The sequence below is a fragment of the Bacillus sp. MUM 116 genome (assembly GCF_001866655.1).
Classification (GTDB): Bacteria; Bacillota; Bacilli; order Bacillales; family Cytobacillaceae; genus Neobacillus.
In genome coordinates, this window is record NZ_MLYR01000085.1 from 1 (window position 1) to 18,818 (window position 18,818).

The following is an 18,818-nucleotide window of genomic DNA, read 5'->3' on the forward strand; positions in this document are numbered from 1 at the left end:
AAAAGATGCCACGAAGCATTTAGTTATACGGGTTGATGATCTTATACGAAAAACAACAATCTATGCGAAAATAGCCTTTATTAAATTATAACAAGCTTATTGATACAGATAGGTAAGGCTTTTAAGTATCAAAATGGATTGGACTCATCTAGAAATTATCTCTATCTGCCTTATTTAAAAGGCCAATGCTGCGATCTAAATCTTCCTTGCTTCTTATATCTTCTTGCTTCATCCTTATAGGCAATTTCATACACCTTAAGGTCTTTTCTCTTAGACCCCTCTTTTATAATCCGGACCTTGTGATAATTCCATCATCCAGCAGCTCCTGCAATCCTTTGTAAATTTCAGAATGGTTGGGCTTATAATTAATGTTTTTAATTATTTTATAAAAATCATCCAACATTTCTTGCCCATTTGGTCTCCCCTGCTCAATTCACGATAGCAAATACAGCTTCACAAACGCACACTGCTTGATTAAAAAGTTATCTCGGTTCCGTGGTTTTACCTCTTTTTCTTCTATTATATTATCCTCCAAAATAAACCCTCCTTACTAACCGTTGGGTGGTGTTATTTGGATTATAAACCATACATTGTCCGGGCGTATATATAATAGAGACTTTGAATTTAGCACATATTGCAATTAGAAGATGTTGAAATAAATACCCCTAATTTGAACTACTATTTGACAACTCTGGCACGTTAAAAACCATCGGCTTTTTTCAGAATATTAACAATTACAGGTTTTTAACCACTCCCTCTATAGGATTTCAGAATGTTTCTTAATAGTATGAGTAATATTATCTTACATAGAAAGATGAACTCAGCACTACCTAAGTTTCTTGCTATAAAAAATATCTTATAAATAACGAAAGTCGTTATACAGAAGAATGTCCCATTATTGAAGAGAAATTAATTCGTTATCCTAAATTTCTCTTCAACATTGACATAAGCAATTATAAAAAGGATTTAAAACCAACAGAAAAAAGTCCCAAGTGAAGACTTACCGTACGGCTATTGTTGTATTTATTGCCTAAATTTCGAATAAAATGAAAAGAACCCGACCGGAAAAAGGTGGGCTCTATATTTTTTACTTTATTTCTTATTATATAACCTTATTTTTTTCCAGTATATGTCGATGCAGCACATGTTTTACTGCACCGACATATTCGGCGAGTGCACGCTGACTGATCTTTGCATTTGGTACAATCCCCTCAAAACCATGGTAGCATCCAGGGTATAAATGGAATTCAACATCAACGCCAGCACGGCAAAGCCGTGTGACATAATCAAGAGTCTCATCACGAAAGGGATCTAATTGTCCAACACAAATATAAGTATACGGAAGTCCAGATAAATTGGTTGCCCGAGCAGGTGCTGCGTATTCGGGAACATTCTCTGTTCCATTAGCCCCGTTTAGGTACATGGTCCAACCTTGTTGATTCAAATCATGATTCCAAACCATGTTCCCCGTTATTTCCAAGCTTGACGGCGTATTATTGCGGTCGTCTAACATGGGATACAATGGCATCTGGAAACAAAGTGCAGGCCCCTTACGATCTCTTGCCAGTAAAGAAAGGGCCGCAGTTAATCCCCCCCCTGCACTAGCTCCTGAAGCACCAATTCGAAATGGATCCACCCCTAACTCGTCAGTATGTTCTGAAAACCATTTGAGAGCTGAATAGCAATCCTCTAATCCTGCTGGGTATGGGTGTTCCGGAGCGAGACGATAATCGACGGAAACGACTACGCAATTTGCCTCTTTGACAAAACGCTGGCACAAACCATCATCCCCTTCAGGTACTCCAAGAACATAACCGCCGCCATGAATCCATAATAGTCCTGGCAAGGCTTCACTTTTCTCCTTTGGTTGATAGATGCGTACCCGAACAGAAGGATTATCTTTTGGACCGGGTACCATTCTATCATAAACCGTAACAGCATTATCCACCGATGTTTCATTAGGTGAGATGGCAGCCAATGCCTGTCTAGTTGCTTCAACATTATTTAAATCAAGTGGAGGAAACAATTCAAGCATTTCTCTTAATTCCGGATCAATTCTATGTTTCATCAACCAATCACCTCATTAATATTCAAATTTACATCTATTAGCTGTATCCGCTTAAAATTTTAAAATATCAATATCTTTTTAAAAATTATGCGGTTAAACCGCCATCAATGGTTACAATAGAACCGTTCATGTAACTGGCCCTATCTGATGCGAGAAAACATACAACATTAGCTATTTCATCGGGAGAAGCAGGTCTTCTTAATGGACCGTTCAGCGCAGGATCAGACATATCCATATCCTTCGTCATATTTGTCACAACACCTCCCGGACATATAGCGTTAATTCGAATTCCTTTTGGCCCATATTCAGCTGCAGCGGTTTTGGTAAGACCCACAACACCATGTTTGCTTGCAGCGTAACCGCCTAAATATGGTGTACTTTGAACTCCAGCCGTTGAGGCTGTATTAATAATGACTCCCGATTGCTGTTCTTCCATTACCTTTAATACATATTTAAGCCCTAGAAAAGATCCTTTTAAATTCACCGCAATGATGCGATTGAAAGTCTCCTCACTATAATCGGCCAAAAGAGATGGGATGCCGAGAATCCCTGCATTGTTAAAAAACACATCAATTCTTCCATATTCTTTCTTTGTCTGGAAAACATACTTCTCAACGTCTGCTGTCTTTGACACATCTGCTTTTATAAACATTCCTTCACCCCCACTTTCATTTACAAGGCGAAGTGTTTCTTCTCCCCCTTTTTCATTAAAATCAACAAGGACGACTCGCATTCCCTTTTCTGAAAGTTTTAAGCTGACTGACCTACCGATGCCGCTTCCAGCTCCCGTAATAACCGCTACTCCATCATTTAAAATCATATCATCACTCTCTTCTCCTTTTTTCTCTTTAATGGAAATATAAATCTAGCAAGCAATGATTCTTAGATTAATATACAGTTTTTAAATTGGACAGAATAAATCCATCGTATCCTGATGCTGCCACTTCATTACATTTCTGTTTGTATCGATCAAATCCACCTAGATAAATGAGGAAACTCCGTGGTTTACCAGCAATATTCGCACCCGTATACCAGGATTCAGTTTTTACATAAAGAGTCATTTCAGCTACTTCTCGGCAATGCTGGCTCCATGCTTCCTCAGCCTCTATTGTTGGCTCCAATGTTTCTACACCATGCTTATGAAGGTACTCAATACAATCAGCAATCCACTCAACATGCTGCTCAATCGCAGCTGGCATATTAACCAGTACGGACGGACTCTCAGGCCCAGTAATCATGAAAAAATTGGGGAAACTCACAGTTGTTAAACCAAGGAAAGTTCTTACTTTAGAACCCTCTTCCCATTTTTCTTTCAAAACCACTCCATCTCTGCCACGGATATCGATATTAAATAATGGTCCTGTCATCCCGTCATAGCCAGTTGCAAAAACAAGAACGTCAAGTTCATATTCCGCATCCTTTGTTCGCAGTCCTTTTGGAGTAATCTCTACTATTGGTTCTTTCTTAACATCCACTAATGTAACGTTCTCCCGATTATAGGTCTCATAATAATCAGTGTCCAAAATCGGACGTTTCGTACCAAAATAGTAGTCTGGTAGTAATTTTTCAGCTATATCAGATTTGAAGACAATATCTTTTATTTTTGATCTAATAAAATCAGAAGCGGTTTTATTTGCCTCCTCATTGATTAAAAGATCATTATAAGATGATGTGAAAGCAAAACCTCCTTCCTTCCATGCCTTCTCATATACCTGCGTGCGTTTTTCTGGTGAATCCTGTAGTGCGGAGATATTGCGAATTTGGATTCCATTGCCCGTTGGGGATTCGCGCATCAATCTTTTAATCTCATCGAAGTTTTCTTTCGTTTGTTGAATAAACGTTGGGTCATAAAGATAGTTTCTCGCTGGAAGTGTATACTGAGGGGTACGTTGAAAAACAGTCAAGTGATCCGCTTCTTTCGCAATGACAGGGATAGACTGAACACCGCTTGAACCAGTGCCGATAACTCCAACTCGCTTGCCTTTAAAATCCACCTTTTCTTGAGGCCATTTGCCGGTATGATACCATTTACCTTCAAAATCTTCTAATCCCTTAAAGTTAGGGAGATTTGCTGCAGAAAGACATCCCACTCCTGATATAAAATACTTTGCTATTACATTTGTACCATCATCCATTTGAACCTTCCAGCGGTTTATTGTCTCATCATAATGTGCAGCAATAATTCGTGTATTAAACTGAATATCCCGACGAAGATCAAATTTATCCGCTACGTAATTTAGGTAACTTAAAATTTCCGACTGTTCAGGGTATTTAGAAGTCCAAGTCCATTCTTGATAAAGTTCTTTAGAGAAAGTATAGTTATAATAAATACTTTCAATGTCACAACGTGCTCCGGGATAACGGTTCCAGTACCATACACCGCCAACACCCTCTCCTGCTTCAAAAACACCGGTGGAGAATCCGGCCTCTCGTAAGCGATAGAGCATATATAAACCTGAAAAGCCCGCTCCCAGCACGACAGCATCCAAATTTTTCACTTTATTCGTTGACATCTTTTACCTTCCTCCCTATCTTTAAATCTTAATGAAAAATCATCTTACTTTGTTGTAAATGAATAATCTTCCTCCTTAATCCGTAAACTCTTGGAAGCTTTAAATCTCAAGCTGTCTATTTAAAGAATATCCTTTTTTGAGATAATTGAATATTCCGCATTTTTAGAGTATAATATCCCTAAAAAAAGGGGATGTTTTATGGTCTCTCACTATACCATCCAACAATCTATTCAAAGACTAGAGTCTGTCTCAAGTCACGAGGAGCGGCTTTTTAAAATATTGGAGATTTACATGGAACTCTTTCCTGTCTTAGATTCTTATTTGTTAAGATACTCTCCTCTCGGCTATCTCGCTGAGGGAGTGATTTGCCTCAATTCAACCGGAGGAGTACATATTGGAGAAATTCGTGATGATATTCGTTCTTTTCCCATAATTTTTTCAGCAATTAGTGAAAAAAAAGCTAAATATTGCACAGGGCTCGAATACCTTAAACAAATGAGCAGCAAATATTCCATAACTTCTAACTTCAATTCCCTTTTAGTTGTTCCGATTTGTCGTGGTCAGTTTGTTTTCGGTTATATTTGTACTTCAGAATTTGAAGAGAACGCGATTATGGATGCTGAAATGCTAACATCCTTTACTTTATATGGAAAACTAGTTGGAGAAGAGATTTCTAGTTTGACTAATGAAGATAGTATACAAATCTTAAGCCGACGGGAATTTGAAGTAATGAGAAGAATTGCATCAGGAGAAAGTACGAAGGAAATGTCTGAAAGTATGGAGATTAGTGAACTAACAATTAATCAATATGTTAAAACTGCAATTAAAAAGTTGGGAGCAAAAAATCGATCACACGCAGTTGGCGAATTATTTAGAAATGGCATTATTTCATAGCCTCGAATTGAAAGCGTTTCATTTAATACGTAGATATAATGATATAATAAAATTTAATAGGCCAACCACTATCGGTAACACTGATAATAGTTGGCCTAAAATATTTAAAATTAAAACTACATACTCCCATTCTAAAAACATCATGTTATTGAGTTTTAATTTAATGAAACCATATATTGACGATTGGTAATTTTTATCACTGACCAACAATCGATTCATCAAACTGAATTTTAGGTGGAGCTTTTTTGAATAACTTGGTTGCGTATAACAGATAGGCTACACCTATTGCCGTCCAAATTAATCCGATGATCATGGCAGATGCATCCAGTTTGTACCATAGGTAAGCATTGGTGATAAATCCAATAGCAGGAACTCCCACGGAACCAATGACTGATTTTACGGTAAATCTTTGTCTTTGTTTAAAATAGTAAAAAATGACGGACAGATTCACAAAGGCAAAAGACGTGTATGCCCCAAAATTGATCAATGATGTTGCTGTGTATAAACTAAGAAACAAAGCAGAACTTGCAAGAATTGCAGTAAAAACAATATTAAATACTGGCGTTTTCAGCTTTGGATGAATATAGGAAAATCCCTTTTTAAAGATCATCCCGTCCTTGCCCATTGCATACAATAAGCGGGATGCACTTGTTTGGGCTGCTAATCCAGAGGCAATACAGGCAATAAGTGCTCCAGCAAGAAATATTGCCTGGAATAACGTTCCCCCTATGTAAACAGCGATGTTCGGAGAAGCACTTGCGATATCCGGCGATACGGCTTTTAGTGAACTCAGATTAGGAAACAAGCTTTGCATCACATAGGAAACAGTTAAAAAGAAAATACCTCCAAGTAAGGCAACCAAGAAAATAGCTCTTGGAATATCTCTTTTAGGATTAACGGATTCATCTGACAGTGTGGTAACAGCGTCAAATCCAAGGAAGGATAATACTAAAATGGATGCCCCTGAGAATACGGAAGAAAAATTCATGCTTTCAGAATAAAAAGGCTGAAAAGAAAAGTTTCCTACGTCTCCCGTTATCATCTTGTAAACGGATAAAACAACGAAAATAATCGCAACGAGTGCTTGAAAAACGACCATTAAGATGTTGGCAGAAACGGCAACCCTAACACCGGCAATATTCAATGCCGAAATCAATGCAATCATTCCCAGTATCCAGACCCAAGCCGGTACGGAGGGAAATACAGCAGAAAGATAAATGTTGATAAAGATTGCGTTGATCATCGGAAGAAACAGATAATCTAGTAAAACAGCCCATCCTACTAGAAAGCCAAGGTTAGAATGGATCGTTTGACCTGTATAGGTATATGCAGAACCGGATGATGGATAAACTTTAGCCATTTTCATGTAGCTGTACACCGTGAATAGGACAGCAATCATGACAAAAACATAGGATGCGGGAACATGGCCTTTTGTTAATTCAGAAATAATTCCAAATGTATCAAAAATAGCAAACGGTGACATATAAGCAAGTCCAAGAACTAAAATATGTCGTAGCTTCAATTTCCTTTCTAAGGTCCTCCCACCGGTCTCCATTCATTACCTCCTCGTTTTTTTAAGGTCTCATTTCTAAAAGTTTGTTGTTTTTCTCAGCTACGCAGATAAATGTTTATTTTCCGCAGATAAATCATTTGAAATGGCTGATCATGTGAATTTTACACCGTGATTGCATCTTTTATTTGTGAGAAACAACAATCTTTACATAATCATTCCCGATTTCCGGGAAGGCAAAAACATTAATCCTTCTGATTGCAATGATCATTCGTCCATTCCATCAAGATTCCATATTTTAAACTTTCATCATCTTCCGGAATATAATTTTTCATGATATCTTTTACCACAAAACCATTTCTGAGCTGGAAGGTGAGGACTGGGTCATAAATGTTTCGAAAGGTCACCTGTTCAACGTATTGCTGGATGGTTAAATCATTGGCATATTTATGGTAGTTTGGAACACGCCCGCCAATCATGATGCTTTTCAAGTTAAATCTTTGGCATATATTTTGGCGTATTTCATATAAACGCCGGCCTAGATTCATCTGACGATACTCAGGGTGGACGGTTACGTCAATTCCATATAAATGAATTCCGTTTGGATTGTGGTTCCGGATAAAGCCCCCATCTGAAATATGAGAAAAAGAATGGTTCAATCCATATTCATCAAAGTTTACGATTAAACTGGAACAGGACCCCACAATTTTATCTTTATACTTAATACAAGCTTGCCCTTCAGGGAAAATGTCCAATTGACTCTCTAAATGTTCCCGTTTGTAAGCAATTCTAGGATCATATACCAACTGAGACAGCTTAACGATCTCATCAATATCCTCATGAATAATTGGGTGAACCTGAACCTCATCTTCTAATTTCAAATAACCACTCTCCATATGCTTCTATCCCCTTTCTAGTAGATTACATGTTTCCTTCTCCTATTTATTAGCTTTACAAATGATGGGACATCTGTATTTTCTTTCAAGATAAGAAAGAAAATTTTTGACTTTGAAAATTGTCCAGCTCCAGCTCCTAGCCCTTCGAGGGAAAAAATGAACTGCTTTTTTCCTAGGTTGCTTCGGTCGGGCTGACCGCGGCGTTTGCGCTTTTCTTTGCACCTAGATATTCATGTACTTTTCTGCTTGTGGTGATACCGCTTTCAATGGCACCGTCAATAAATCCGCCCCAGCCATTCGCATAGGCAGTTCCTGCTAAGAATACGCCATTTTCTGGTTGCTTCATTTCCTCAGCATATGCGGTTAATTGATTGGGCTTCAACATTGTCCACGATTCAAGGGATAGTTCATCTGCTGCCCAGTTATGACCCGTGCTTTCGACCACTTCTATATCTGGGAGCCACAAACGCAGCGCCTTTTCTACTGCATGGCAATCATTTGGATCTAAGCTATTGGCATCAGGACCGAAACCAACGATAATACTATCTCCATCCACCATCGTATCGAAATTGACACAATTAAGCGGATATTCCGCAGGTGCATAACAGACAAAAGGCTCTATCTCCCCTTTTACGCGTGCCCATACTTTTACCCCTTTTGAGATCTGCCCTTCCTTTGCAAAAGCTTGTTTTACTTTTGATAGCGGCGGTTCAAAATTGATGCGATCTAATACGCTTAAAGGAGAGGTAACAATCACTGCATTCGCTTGATACCTTTGCCCATCCTCTGAATAAACCGTAACACGTCCTTCTTTTTGTTCAATCGATGTAACCGTAGTGGATAATTGTATGTCTGCATTCACATCAGAAGCGATACCGTTGATTAGAGAACGTGTGCCTGTTTTAATTTTGAACCCTGCCACTGTATCAGAAAACACATAGCGGTTGCCATTAGAGAAAGCCCACCATCGAAACATTTGGGTTATGGCTCCTTCACCCGGAGGACCATTAAAATCGGTCGCTAACAAGCTGCTTAAAAAATCGTATTCTTCCGTCGTTAGGTCAAATTGTTCCAAATACTCTCGTACGGTTGTTCCATCTAACTCTTTAAAGGCGGAAGAGTGCAATGGGCTGAAAGGAAGAGGAAGATACTTGTTCGCTTCTGCCATTAAACCTTCAAAGCATTCTTTTACGATATCGTTTAACTCTTGTGGAGTTCCCGAACGTAATTTCCCTCCGGTAATCCAATAAGCCTTCTTCGCTGCTGGACTACGATAGATTTCAAGATTATAACGTGTTATTTCAGACCAAATATGTGGCTGGTACCAATGGACATACGTTCCGCCCATTTCAAGGTCTGCCCCTAATCGGTGGTCGGTCCAGGTACGCCCACCTATACGGTCCCGGCCTTCTAGTATAAGAACACGATGTCCTAACATCGTGAGTTCACGGGCAGCAATTAATCCTGCAAATCCTGCACCAACAATAATCGCATCATAGTTTTTAGAATCATTTGGGTGAACCATGCTTTATACCTCCAATTTGTTTAAGTAGTTGCCCTTTCTGTTTGCTCCTGCTCTTTTTTTAAACAGTTGTGACCACTCGTCCATTCAACAATGAAATTCGCCAATACTTTCGTTGCTTTTACAACACTTTCCAACTCGACAAACTCATCGGGACCGTGGATGTTGCCCCCTGAAGGACCGAAACAGATCCCAGGCTTGTTATAATATTGGGTAAAGCGGGCATCATTTCCTGAGGCCCTGCCAATAATCTCTACTTTCTTTTCCAAAATGTCTGAAGCGGTATGAACAAAAGATTCGACAAATTCATGCCCCGGATCTTGGAACCAAGGCTCTGTCGACCAGCCGAACCATTCGATTTCCGGCGGGTTTTGTTGTAGCCACTCATCTTCACTCGCGGCTTTCACTACTATTTCATGGATAAGTTGTTTCATACTCTTTCGGTCCTCACCTGGTATAAATCCAATTCGGCACTCTAGTACGGCAAGCCCCGCTACATTCGACACCCAATCACCCGCATGAAGGGTGCCTGGGTTTAAGTGGACAGACTGTCCAGAGCCTTTATTAAATAATTCGAATTGAACTTCTTTTGCCCGTTTTTGACCAAGTCTTTCAAGGGCGTGATAGATCCTGTACATCTTCCCTATTGCATTTACCCCTTCATGCGCCAAACCGGCATGGGCCGTCTTCCCCATAACTTTGACCCTGAAATACATAATGCCCGCGTGTGCTACGGTTACATTTAAATGATGCGGTTCTGTTGAGATAAAACCATCTGTTACATACCCTTCTTCTAAACAGGCCAATGCACCTCCCCCGCCACCTGCTTCCTCTTCTATCACACTATGAAGCTGTACAGTCCCTTGTAAAGGGATGTCCAAATCTAGTAATGTTTTTAAGGCAAACCAATTGGAAATCAAGCCCGCTTTCATATCCGCTGAACCTCTTCCGTAAAGCTTCGTTCCCTCGACCTTTCCTTCCCATGGGGATTTTGACCACTTCTCCAGCGGATTGGGTGAAACAACATCGACGTGGCCATGCAAGGTTAGCGATCTGCCGCCGCCTTTCCCTTTATACAAACCAATAATATTTTTCCGATTCCAAAAGGGGATTCCTGAATCGACGAATGCTTCATGCACAGACAATTTACCATAATCGGGAATCACTTCATGTATTTCCAGACCACTTTCTTTATAAATTTTCTCCATATATTCCTGCATTTCTGTTTCATTTCCGATTACACTTTTTATTTTCACGGTTTCTTGTATATGTTTTACTAATTGGTCTTTATTGGTTTCGATATACTGGTCTATTTGTTCACGATAGGAATTCATAGCATCTACCACCTACAAGTGTCTTTCATAACGATTCTGGAATTTTATAGTTGAGCCTCTCTAATTACCAAATACTGTAGACTTTTATTCGTTTGTCTATTAAAATCAATTCTGAAATATTATTTTAAAAATTAAATAGTTATTCTGAATATTACTGCGATAAAAAATTTTCTCGTAAAATGGAAGAACACTCGAAAGGAGAATGTCTTACCATGGATATAAATCGTCTTCGGTATTTTGTAGCGGTAGTAGAAGCACAAGGAATTTCCGCTGCCGCTCAGAAATTACATATAACGCAACCATCATTAAGCATCATGATCAAAAAACTAGAAGATGAGTTGGGTGTATTGCTTTTTTTAAGAGAAAAAAGAAAACTAATTCTCACGAATGCTGGTGATTTATTATATAAAAGGTCTAAAGAGATCATCTCTAAGGTTGATAATATGCTCATTGAGTTAGATGGCGCTTCCAAAGGGATTTCCGGTGAAATTAAAATAGGTTGTTCGACGGCTGCAAATTTAGTGGTGATTCCGAAAATTGTTGAGAGCCTTCAGAAAACAGCTCCCAATATTACGATTCGTGTCCTTGAAGGAAATACTAAATTTATTGCAGAGCAGCTGATTGCGAATCAATTGGATGCTGCGATTGTTCGGACCAAATTTTCAAATGATTTTTTTGATACATACCCGATTATCACTGAACCAATCGTAGCTTGCCTGCACCGTGAACATCCTTTCGTAAAAAAGAAACAGGTACATCTTAAAGACTTTGCAGAGGAAGATTTTCTTCTTAATACCACAACGACCGGTTCCGGTTTATCTGACTACATTCTCAAAATGTGTAAAAAAGAAGGATTTACTCCCAAAGTGAAGTACTGGGGGAACCAAGGTCTACCGATGATGATCATGGCCAGTTTAGGAGTCGGCGTTACCTTTTTGCCAAAATCCTATACACTACTTCCCTTTAAAGAAGGATTACCTGTATTTAAAGAAATTGAATCCCCTATTTTACGATCGAGCCTGGAACTTATTACGTTAAAAGACAGAGTGAAAAGCGCCGCCACTGAGCACTTCATTCAACAAGTCGTACAATTTTCTCAAGATTTAAATGCGCGTATCTATTAGCTATAAATATATTCCGCCTCCTCTTTAAAGTATTTTGAATTGTTTTTATTTTATAACAATTTTTTAAAAAGGTTAAATATATAGTTTTTATCAACTTAATAGATGTTTGTCTATTAAGTTGATTTTTCAATCTATCACAACCGTAACGAAGGACCTTCTTTTATCCCAGAAGGTCCTTTTTGTTCTTGATTTTACATTACAGAATGATCCTATTTATAAAATGTCTTTAATTTCACTTTCCTAAAGCGTAATCCTTTTACTGAAGGCCTAGTAAAAGATGCTGTTCGTTCTCGATTCATCCATCTGTAAATAATAGGAATGATGAGGATACCTGTAATAGTCGAACTGATTAACCCTCCAACAACCACAATCCCTAAAGTTTGGGAGATTACTGTATCATTACTTGAAGATAAAGCTAAAGGAAGTAAAGTTAAGATCGTCGTTAAAGCCGTTGTCAGTATGGGACGGACCCGAGACAGTGTACCCTGAAATATAGCCTCTTCATGCTCCATCCCTCCGGCTATATTTCTTTCAATCTTATCAACCAGAACAATCCCATTTGTGACCACAATTCCCGTTAGCATCAATAATCCGACAAGAGCTGCTAGGTTCCACTGCTTATGAAAGATGAACATACCGATTACCGATCCGCTAAATGCTAATGGTATGCACATTAAAACCGAGAGCGGTGCTTTCCATCCACGAAAAACAGCACTTATGATTAAGAGAACTAATAAAATAGAAAAGAATAAGGCAATGGACATTTCATAAATCATTTGATTTACTTGTTCAGGTGCACCTGCAAATGAATACTTCACTCCTACAGGTAACGGAATATTCCTTAATTCACTTTTAACCTCTTTCGTTACTTTTTCTATATCACTGGAAGTAATGTTAGCAGTCACTACTGCAAAGGGAAGACCATCCTTCTCTTGTATGACAGATGGATCTGAATTTGGTACAAGGGTTGCAAGTTGATTTAAAGGCACCTCTTTCCCTTTGTTATTCTTAAATGTCTCTCTACCTATCATGGTAAATATATCTTGAGAGGGATCTTTACTAGTAATATTCCTTCCACTCTGCTGCTTGGAATATTTTTGTAAATCAGAGTGGAAAACTATTGGGTATATATTATTATCGAGCGAAATTGAACCTATTAATCCTTCGGCCATATATAGCTGGATACGATTTAAAATATCGTCAACTTTAAGCCCGTTCATTTCAATGTCTTTTCGATTGAGCTTGATATTATACTGGGTTACGTTATCTTCATGTTCAGCTAATCCCTGCACGGACAATCCTGTAACGGATGTAAGCTGATTTGCGATTGTACCAGCCATATATTCCAATGTATGACTATCCGAACCTGTAAGATTTATCTTTAATTGTGAATCATCCCCTGAGATGCTTTGATTGGTAACGGTATAAATTGCTTTGCTGGATAAAGAATTAAATTGATTTTGCAACTCGAGAATCAATGTATTTACATCTGTACCTGGCTTTACTTGGATGGAAAGATTCGCAACATTTGGTTTCTGAATCCATCCGCCTCCTACATCAAAAACATCGTCAGATTGGGGGGTAAATGTTGAACCAAGACTTGAAGAAAATTCATTAACCTTTTGATTGGTTTTTAATAAGGTTTCCAATCTTTTTACTTCAGTATCTACCTCTTTTAATGGAGCACTTGACGGCATTTCCACTTGAACACTGATTTGACCTTTATTATTTGTCATTGGTAAAAAATTAACAGGAAGAAACACTGCACTTGCTGCCGTTATTAAAAATAATGAAAGGAAGGAAACAACAACGATTTTCTTTCGTTGAAACACCCAAGCTAAAATTTTCTGAGACAATGGTTCTAGATGATCGTTTACAGATATTGGTTGTCCCTTCCAAAAAAGGTTGTAAAGGGCTGGTACAACCAAGATGGAAACAAATAGAGATAAGATTAGTGCAATCACAACAGACCATGCAAATCCGGAAAATGCGGAACTCACCATTCCTCCAAGAAGAGCTATTGGAATATAAACGGCAACAGTTGTAGCTGTGGAGGATACAATAGCAGGAATCATTTCGGTCACTGCCTGTGATAACTGAATCAGGCTGAACTTTCCTCTTTTCTCATGGGCTTTCCGATTCATATTATCTAAAATAACAATCGAATCGTCGACGACTCTTCCCATTGCTACAATAAGTCCTGAAACAGTAAGAATATTAAGACTGATGCCCATCATTTTTAAGATGCCGGTTGTTACTAGTAAACAGATTGGCAGCGAGATCGCTATTAATAAGGTAGAACGAACTTTTCGGAAAAACAGAAAAACACAAATCATCGAAAACACACAACCTAGCAATCCTTCTTTAATGAGTCCCTTTAAAGACGAATTCACTTGCTTCCCTTGATCTAAAAGGATAGAAAGCTTTACATCTTTATTTTTTATTTCGGGAATATCCTTGATTTTGCTCCTGATTCTTTCAGATACCTCCGTAATATTCGATGAGGGAGTTTTCATTACATCCAAAAGGACACTAGGTGTTCCGTTTGTTCGCGAAATGGTTTGCAGGTTCACAATCGAATGGGTGATATCAGCTATATCAGAAAGTGGAATCGTTTTCCCATCTTGAAGATGAATTGGCAGCTGTGTGAGATCCTGCTGATTTAAACCCCAACCTGAAACTTGTATGGGAAAGGAAACCTGTTGATTAGAAATCGTTCCTTCCATCCCGGTTGTAAAATTCTCTTCTAGAGACCGTTTAACATCATCTACAGTTAATTCAAATTTTTTTAAATCCATCATTCGAATGGTTACAGCATATCCAGCACTTCCTCCTCCTGTCACCACTACGTCTTTTACTCCTGGGACAGTTTTTAATTCATTTACAATGTCCAATTGAATAGCAGTTCTGAGTATATTTTCTGAGATATTTTCAGAGGAGCTCTTCAAACTCATTCGCATCATCGGTAACGAATTAGTGCTAAGTTGTGAGACCAAGGGTTTTTGAACCCCTGCTGGCAGTGAAATCCCTTCTAATGCTTTGGATACTTGTGTTTCAGCCTTTTCCATATTATAACTCATTGGAAAATTAAGTCTGATCAAAGAGCCTCCATTGAATGAGGTTGTCTCTACATCTTGAAGACCATCGACTACTCGAACGGACTGTTCAATTGGCTTCGTAATCTTGGCTTTTATTTCACTCGCTTGGTAATTTTCCGCTTGTACAGTAACCGTTAGTGTCGAATTATTGATTTGTGGAAGGTAATCACGTTGTATTTGCAATGCGGACATTCCTCCCCACACTATTAATAGAACGACAAAGGTTACAATCAAGAATGCACGGTGCATGGATCCATCTATCAATCGTTTCATATTAAATATCCGGGCTAAGATTAGCCCGAAATCCCTCCTCGGCCTATCTGGTTAACAGGTAAACTTTTGAAAAAGATTCGGGATCCTAGGAAAATCCCAAGACCCCGAACGATTATTAACCTACGAATAATAGAATGTTAAACTCTTACCAGCCCACTGTTCCATTTTTCTTAGACACTTTGTCTTCATCAGGTCCATTACCCATTACATGGTGCTGAGACTCTGGCATACGAACATGCGGTCCTTTGATTGATTTCCAGATATCCTCGTTAAGCTTCTGCGGGTCGACTTGGTCTGGCTGTCCGACCATTTGCTGTTGATTCATGACCGATTGATCGCTCGAAGGAGTCGACTTTTGCACAGTTTGATTAGGTATAAGTTTCGTGAAAGGAGTATAATTTGGTTTGTCAGTAAAGGACCAGATCATTGGCAGCGCAGCCGCATCATATTGAGTCATTGGCTCGATACCAAGGAATAATTCCATTGTGCGCAGCATGGAAACCTGACTATAGAAGTGTGAGTCAACTTTTCCAATTTGTGTGTATGGACTGATTACCTGTGCAAGCGTACGATGAGCATCCACATGGTCCGGACCAGCTTGGGCGTCATCCTCCACAACGAAAATTGCTGTGTTTTTCCAATACTTCGAATTCGATACAGCTTCAACAATCTTACCTAATGCCAAGTCATTATCAGCAACCAATTCCTTAGCCGTTGCTCCCCCCGCGGTATGGTCACGAGGAAGATCGATGAATTGCATGGTTGGAAGATTATCGTTCTCAACGTACGACTGAAATTCCTTATTCCACAAATCAAACCTGTGCTGATCACTTACACCCATATCGAACCATGGATAGTCGTGATTCGTATTCTCGTTTAAAACTTTGTCATGAGCATAAAACTTACCTGGTTCTGTTTTTATACCCTCTTTTGAACTAATCCAGTTATTTGGTACAACGAACTGACCATAGTTACGGAAGGAAATATTGTTCTGAGCTAATTTATCCCATAAGTAAGCTTTAGCTGGATCTGCACTTCCCGCAGCGACAATTGGATGATAGCCCTCAGAATCGTATTCGGAACCATTTCCTGCATATCCTTGGGCAGTGGCTACTTCGTTATAAGGATTGGAACTTCCTTGAGTTACCCATTGCCATCCGTTTTGGCTTACTTCCCCATTCACGTAGAAGTTATCTAGCGTTACGAACTGTTGAGCCAATTTATGCTGATTTGGAGTAACATCCTCACCAAAGAGTGTTATGGAAGGATCACCGTTTCCACGCGGAGTACCATCAGCATTCTTCAAATCACCAAGCACCTGGTCATAAGTACGGTTCTCTTTCACAATGTAAATAATATGCTTGATTGGAGAAGACTCTCCAACATGACGCGGTATAATGGTACCCTGTGACTTTTCATCAAAACCGCGTACTTTATTATGCTGACCAAAATCATTATTGTTGTTCACCTGTTTGGTGTACTTAGCCAATTGGTCTTCATCGGGTGTCTGAACAATCGATAAAGTTCCCTGCAGCTGATTTTCTATATATGGGTGATTGTTAGGATTCGACGGGTCCGTACCTTTGTTTGGACCTGTACCTGATCCTTTTGCACTAGTGATAAGTATTCTGTTGTTATCTGGTGTTACTTGTACCCCAGTTGGATACCAGCCGGTTGGAATTAGTCCTTTTATACGTCCGAATTTACCTTTATCAGAGACATTTACTACTGCAACGTCGTTATTGCCGCCATTCGTAACATATAATGTTTCCCCTTCAGGTGAGAGTGCTAAATTTGTTGGCTGCGATCCAGCATGCGCTTCTTTGAAGGGGGCAAGTGAAATTGTGTCTGTCACATTATTGCTGGTTGTGTCAATTACAGATACGTTATCACTGTCACCGTTTGCGACAAACATTCTGTTTGTCTTTTTATCGATCAACATATTATTCGGGTGGGTACCAACCTTAATATTGCTTTTTGGTGTTAGCGTTAACCCGTCCACTGTGAAGACAGACAAGTTATTTTCTCCTTGGTTACTAACATAAGCTGTTTTTCCATCTGATGAAAGAACAACTCCGAATGGATAGTCACCTGTTGATGCCGTGGAAGTCTTACCTGAATCAACATCAACTGCTACAAGAGAACGGCTAAGCTGTCCGGTAACATAGATGGTTTTGTCATCTGAAGCTACAGCAACACCTTGAGGGTAGGTACCTTTCGGAAGCATGAGAGTTTTCTGAATGGTTAATTTACGAGAGCTATTATCCCAACCAAACACAACCACCGCATCTTTATTGGCAGTCGTTAGGTAAACATGACTACCATCATGACTAAAAGCAATACCAGGAGCTACACCTTGACCAGCTCCAGTTAGTTCCACCATCTGGATAAGACTGCCATCCTTGGCGTCCATGACCTGTACCGTTTGTTTACCGTTCTGGTTCTTAATAATATTAGGAATAAGTACCGCAGATGCGTCAGGTGAAAGTACTGCGTTTATAGGATAATACCCTGCATTTTTTTGCTGGCCTACAGGTGTCATTTTCCAGCCTGCAGGTGTGTAGGCGGTTCCGTCTCCCTGTGGACCTGGATGGCTATTCGTGAACAAATTGGATGCCATTCCAACACCAGATAGTGCAACAACGCCAGCGCATGTAAGAGCAGCAATGGCTGAAGTTGGAACAAATTTATGTTTCAATAACTGTTTACGTTTTTTTAGGTTTCCTTTCATACATAACACTCCTTATGATTCTTATCAATGTGAACAGCATCATCAAATTAGATATAAAAATCGATTTATTAATACACTTCATATACATTCGAGGTTATAGTGGATATCATCCTCTTGCCTCAAATTTTAATGATTATACTTTAGGTTTTCCTTGTACTATCATTTTATTAATCTCTTCCATTCTCTCTAAATGGTCCCTCATTTTTTGGAAAGCACAACAGTTTGTTTAATAGACTGAACTCATGACTCATTTCAAAGTATAGAATGAATATATAAAATGGCATTCTGGTTCTACTTTAGGCATATTTTCCGCCAAAATTTTTAAAAGATAGTGTTTCTATTTAGTTGATTTATAATGAATTATGTAACAATATCTTTATTCGGCAGATAATAATGTCTAAAGGCATCCAAATTAGAACTACTTCCTCTGTTATAAAGATTTTTAATATTTTGGGGTTTGTTAGAATCGCAGACACAAGAGCTACCCTATGTTTTTGATCATCGTATAATTCAATTTTTTTGCATAAATGCAGTTCTAGCATTGAGAAATCAATATACCCTTGTAATTCTTCCTCAGATAATCCTCTTATTTAAACCATGTATTATTGGAATCTTACTTAGTTTCATTCCAATAAAAAAGATTTTTCAAGATCCATTTGAGTTAATCCTAAGATGATATTTAATAAAATTGTTTTCCCTCTTCCACTTGGATCTAGTAATGAATTGCTCCTTCCTAAATTTCAAAAATAAATTCTTCTAATACTAACTCCTATCAAATTCTTTGTTTATTTTTCGTAATTCAATTAACCTTTCACCTCCTTAAACACAAGTCCAGTATAAAACATGCTTGTAAAT

At 38.7% G+C, this 18,818-nt stretch carries 12 protein-coding genes; 2 read left to right on the forward strand and 10 right to left on the reverse strand.

Features of this window, described 5'->3' with window-relative positions:
- Positions 1-283: 283 nt before the first annotated feature.
- From BIV60_RS31025 to BIV60_RS19565, 4 genes are all read right to left on the reverse strand, one after another.
- Positions 284-433: a hypothetical protein gene (locus BIV60_RS31025; RefSeq protein ID WP_371261566.1), complete on the reverse strand. Its 150-nt coding sequence runs from the start codon at positions 431-433 to the stop codon at positions 284-286.
- A 669-nt stretch (positions 434-1,102) separates the two neighbouring features.
- The gene (locus BIV60_RS19555) at positions 1,103-2,068 is read right to left on the reverse strand and encodes an alpha/beta hydrolase (RefSeq protein ID WP_071357391.1); all 966 of its coding nucleotides are present in this window, start codon (positions 2,066-2,068) and stop codon (positions 1,103-1,105) included.
- 85 nt (positions 2,069-2,153) lie between these two features.
- Positions 2,154-2,888, reverse strand: coding sequence for an SDR family NAD(P)-dependent oxidoreductase (locus BIV60_RS19560; RefSeq protein WP_071357392.1), 735 nt, complete (start codon positions 2,886-2,888; stop codon positions 2,154-2,156).
- A gap of 67 nt (positions 2,889-2,955) precedes the next feature.
- Positions 2,956-4,581 carry a flavin-containing monooxygenase gene (locus BIV60_RS19565; RefSeq protein ID WP_071357393.1) on the reverse strand — a complete coding sequence of 542 codons (1,626 nt, stop codon included), beginning with the start codon at positions 4,579-4,581 and terminating at the stop codon, positions 2,956-2,958.
- A gap of 291 nt (positions 4,582-4,872) precedes the next feature.
- On the opposite strand from BIV60_RS19565, the gene BIV60_RS19570 reads away from it, so the two are divergent.
- Positions 4,873-5,475, forward strand: a complete 603-nt coding sequence (locus tag BIV60_RS19570; protein WP_371261565.1) for a response regulator transcription factor — start codon at positions 4,873-4,875, stop codon at positions 5,473-5,475.
- A gap of 196 nt (positions 5,476-5,671) precedes the next feature.
- Here BIV60_RS19570 and BIV60_RS19575 read toward each other — a convergent pair whose 3' ends face one another.
- The 4 genes from BIV60_RS19575 to BIV60_RS19590 form a co-directional block, all read right to left on the reverse strand.
- Positions 5,672-7,030: an APC family permease gene (locus tag BIV60_RS19575; RefSeq protein WP_071357395.1), complete on the reverse strand. Its 1,359-nt coding sequence runs from the start codon at positions 7,028-7,030 to the stop codon at positions 5,672-5,674.
- 200 nt (positions 7,031-7,230) lie between these two features.
- The gene (locus tag BIV60_RS19580; protein ID WP_083402348.1) at positions 7,231-7,866 is read right to left on the reverse strand and encodes a GNAT family N-acetyltransferase; all 636 of its coding nucleotides are present in this window, start codon (positions 7,864-7,866) and stop codon (positions 7,231-7,233) included.
- A gap of 187 nt (positions 7,867-8,053) precedes the next feature.
- Entirely contained in the window at positions 8,054-9,406 is a 1,353-nt protein-coding gene (locus tag BIV60_RS19585; protein ID WP_071357397.1) for a flavin monoamine oxidase family protein, read from the reverse strand.
- Positions 9,407-9,426: 20 nt separating this feature from the next.
- Entirely contained in the window at positions 9,427-10,737 is a 1,311-nt protein-coding gene (locus BIV60_RS19590; RefSeq protein WP_071357398.1) for an ArgE/DapE family deacylase, read from the reverse strand.
- 212 nt (positions 10,738-10,949) lie between these two features.
- On the opposite strand from BIV60_RS19590, the gene BIV60_RS19595 reads away from it, so the two are divergent.
- Positions 10,950-11,861 carry a LysR family transcriptional regulator gene (locus BIV60_RS19595; RefSeq protein ID WP_071357399.1) on the forward strand — a complete coding sequence of 304 codons (912 nt, stop codon included), beginning with the start codon at positions 10,950-10,952 and terminating at the stop codon, positions 11,859-11,861.
- Positions 11,862-12,070: 209 nt separating this feature from the next.
- On the opposite strand, the gene BIV60_RS19600 is transcribed toward BIV60_RS19595, so the two are convergent.
- Complete coding sequence (locus BIV60_RS19600; protein WP_071357400.1) at positions 12,071-15,232, reverse strand: efflux RND transporter permease subunit; 3,162 nt, start codon at positions 15,230-15,232, stop codon at positions 12,071-12,073.
- Positions 15,233-15,377: 145 nt separating this feature from the next.
- On the reverse strand, positions 15,378-17,963 hold the full coding sequence (locus BIV60_RS19605; protein ID WP_083402344.1) for a beta-propeller fold lactonase family protein: 2,586 nt from the start codon (positions 17,961-17,963) through the stop codon (positions 15,378-15,380).
- Positions 17,964-18,818 lie beyond the last annotated feature (855 nt).

Coding starts and splice junctions, on each gene's coding strand:
- BIV60_RS19555 (WP_071357391.1), bottom strand. CDS start 2,068: ATGAAACATAGAATTGATCCGGAATTAAGAGAAATGCTTGAATTGTTT.
- BIV60_RS19560 (WP_071357392.1), bottom strand. CDS start 2,888: ATGATTTTAAATGATGGAGTAGCGGTTATTACGGGAGCTGGAAGCGGC.
- BIV60_RS19565 (WP_071357393.1), bottom strand. CDS start 4,581: ATGTCAACGAATAAAGTGAAAAATTTGGATGCTGTCGTGCTGGGAGCG.
- BIV60_RS19570 (WP_371261565.1), top strand. CDS start 4,873: ATGGAACTCTTTCCTGTCTTAGATTCTTATTTGTTAAGATACTCTCCT.
- BIV60_RS19575 (WP_071357395.1), bottom strand. CDS start 7,030: ATGGAGACCGGTGGGAGGACCTTAGAAAGGAAATTGAAGCTACGACAT.
- BIV60_RS19585 (WP_071357397.1), bottom strand. CDS start 9,406: ATGGTTCACCCAAATGATTCTAAAAACTATGATGCGATTATTGTTGGT.
- BIV60_RS19590 (WP_071357398.1), bottom strand. CDS start 10,737: ATGAATTCCTATCGTGAACAAATAGACCAGTATATCGAAACCAATAAA.
- BIV60_RS19595 (WP_071357399.1), top strand. CDS start 10,950: ATGGATATAAATCGTCTTCGGTATTTTGTAGCGGTAGTAGAAGCACAA.
- BIV60_RS19600 (WP_071357400.1), bottom strand. CDS start 15,232: ATGAAACGATTGATAGATGGATCCATGCACCGTGCATTCTTGATTGTA.
- BIV60_RS19605 (WP_083402344.1), bottom strand. CDS start 17,963: ATGAAAGGAAACCTAAAAAAACGTAAACAGTTATTGAAACATAAATTT.